Raw genomic sequence first — 2,655 nt, 5'->3', positions numbered from 1 at the left:
CCATCGAAGTGGGCGTGAAGTTCCGCGCGGACGTGGACGGACAGGTGACGGGCGTTCGCTTCTACAAGGGCAGCGGCAACCACGGCACCCACGTGGGCAACCTGTGGAGCGCCACGGGCCAGCCGCTCGCCACCGCCACCTTCACCCACGAGACGGCCGTCGGCTGGCAGGAGGTCACGTTCTCCTCCCCTGTCGCCATCACCGCCGGCACCACCTATGTGGCGTCGTACTTCGCGCCGCTCGGCGGCTACTCGTTCGACAGTAGCGGCCTGGCCACCGGCGTGGACGCCCCTCCGCTGCACGCCCTGCCCGGCGCCACCACCTCGGGCGGCAACGGCGTCTTCGCCTATGCCTCCACGTCCACGTTCCCCAACGGCAGCCACCAGAGCTCCAACTACTGGGTGGACGTCGTCTTCGAGACCTACGGACCGCCGCCCCGTCCGGGCGTCCACGGCGCGGGCCCCGTGCTGGTGGCCACCGCTCCCGGCAACCCCTTCACCGACTACCTGCGCGAAATCCTGGAGGCCGAGGGCATCGCCGCCTACGCCACCACCGATGCCGGCAACCTGGGCGTCTCCGTCTCCCTCGATGACTACAAGGTGCTGGTGCTCGGCGAGCAGACGCTGAGCGCGGCCCAGGTGACGCTCATCACCGACTGGGTCAACGCCGGTGGCAGCCTCGTCGCCCTGCGGCCCGCGGCGAACCTCCAGTCGCTGCTCGGGCTCAATGCCTCTCAGGGCACGCAGGCCAATGGCTACATCCTGGTCGACGACACCCAGGCCCCGGGCACGGGCATCACCGCGGAGACGATGCAGTACCACGGCCTCGCGGACCAGCGCACCGTCGTCACCGGCACGCGCACCGTCGCCACGCTCTACTCGGACGCCACCACCGCGACGACGTTCACCGCCGTCAGCCAGCGCACCGTGGGCAGTGGCACCGCCACCGCCTTCATGTATGACCTGGCGAAGTCCGTCATCTACACGCGGCAGGGCAACCCGGCCTGGCAGGGCCAGAACCGGGACGGCTCCTCCATTGGCCCGGGCGCGCGCGCCAGCGACATGTTCTACGGCAACGCGTCCTTCGACCCGCAGCCGGACTGGGTGAACCTGGCCAAGGTCCAGATTCCCCAGGCGGACGAGCAGCAGCGCCTGCTCGCCAACGTGCTGCACCAGACGAGCACCACGCCGCTGCCGCGCCTCTGGTACTTCCCCAGCGCCCACAAGGCCGTCGTGGTGATGACGGGCGACGGACACCCCGGTGGCGCCACCACCCAGCGCTGGGACCAGTACCTCGCGGACAGCCCCACCGGCTGCAGCGTGGACGACTGGGAGTGCATCCGCGGCACCATCTACGACTACGTGGGCGGACTGACCGCCACCCAGGCCAACGACTACGTGGCCCAGGGCTTCGAGTACGCCCTGCACATCAACACCGGCTGCGCGGACTACACAGCCAACACGCTGGACCCGAACTTCTTCACCCCGCAGCTCGCCAGCTTCGCGTCCGCCTTCCCCGCCGTCCCCGCGCCCGTCACCAACCGCACCCACTGCATCGCGTTCAGCGACTGGTCCACCCAGCCCAAGGTGTCGCGCCTGCACGGCATCCGCCTGGACACCAACTACTACTACTGGCCTGACTACTGGGTGCAGGACCGCCCCGGCCTGTTCACCGGCTCCGGCCTGGCCATGCGCTTCGCGGACCTGGACGGCACGCCGCTGGACGTCTACCAGCTCGCCACGCAGATGACGGACGAGTCCGGCCAGTCCTACCCGCTGCACATCGACACGCTGCTGGACAACGCGCTGGGCACCCAGGGCTACTACGGCGCCTTCAACGCCAACATGCACGTCGACTCGCAGCCGTCGGCCGGCTCCTCCGGTTCGGCCGCCATCATCGCGTCCGCCCAGCGTGAAGGCGTGCCCGTCATCACCGCGAAGCAGCTGCTGGCGTGGCTCGATGCCCGCGAGGCCACCCAGGTGTCCACCGTGGCCTTCACCGGCACGGTGCTCACCTTCGACCTCGCGAGCCCCGCGCGCAACCTGTCCCTCATGGTGCCCACCCGCACCACGACGGGCCAAACGCTGCTGTCCGTCACCCGCGCGGGCGCCCCCGTGACGACGGTGACGCGCACCATCAAGGGCGTGGACTTCGCCTTCATCGACGGCGCCCTGGCCGGCACCTACACCGCCACCTACAACTGAGTCACTCGCGCCCTCCAAGGCGATTCATTCTCCGGGGCCCGGCGCGATGCATTCGCGTCGGGCCCCGTTTCATTACTCAACACAGCGACGAAGCTTGAATTTTCGCCACTCGCTGGCGGCAATCCTCGGCGGGGGCGCTTGGGTCGTAGTCAGACATGGCTCGTGCCCGTTCCGGAAAAAAGCGTTGGAGATTCTGAAACCCAATGCTCCTGCGGAGGACCGAATCAGACCGCATCATCTGAAACACCTCCCCCTCGAGTGACTCCCAATCCTCCCCCCGCCTGTTCAACTCATCCAGGATCAGACCCGAAATGTAATATTCGTCGATTAGCCGCTGCTTCAAGGCGGCCGAATCGGCCCCGCTGAGGTCTTTCCTCAAGGCTCGCAGGGAGAGCGTGTATGGGAGACCGCCCAGCCACCATCCAAGCGCCATCCCCGCCAATGCCCCTCC

At 68.2% G+C, this 2,655-nt stretch carries 2 protein-coding genes; one reads left to right on the top strand and one right to left on the bottom strand.

The genetic code is table 11. The annotated features are described in order from the left end of the window. Nucleotides 1–2,204: DUF4082 domain-containing protein (locus tag G4D87_RS36485; protein WP_163787401.1), on the top strand; the 2,204-nt coding region annotated here is incomplete at its 5' end. A gap of 76 nt (nucleotides 2,205–2,280) precedes the next feature. Here the strand turns inward: G4D87_RS36485 and G4D87_RS39095 are convergent. Continuing rightward, nucleotides 2,281–2,655: hypothetical protein (locus tag G4D87_RS39095; protein ID WP_205507867.1), on the bottom strand; the 375-nt coding region annotated here is incomplete at its 5' end.

The sequence above is a fragment of the Myxococcus vastator genome, assembly GCF_010894475.1.
Taxonomy (GTDB): Bacteria; Myxococcota; Myxococcia; order Myxococcales; family Myxococcaceae; genus Myxococcus; species Myxococcus vastator.
The sequence above is the reverse complement of the archived record's forward strand: the minus strand, read 5'-3'. Positions and strand labels throughout refer to the sequence as shown.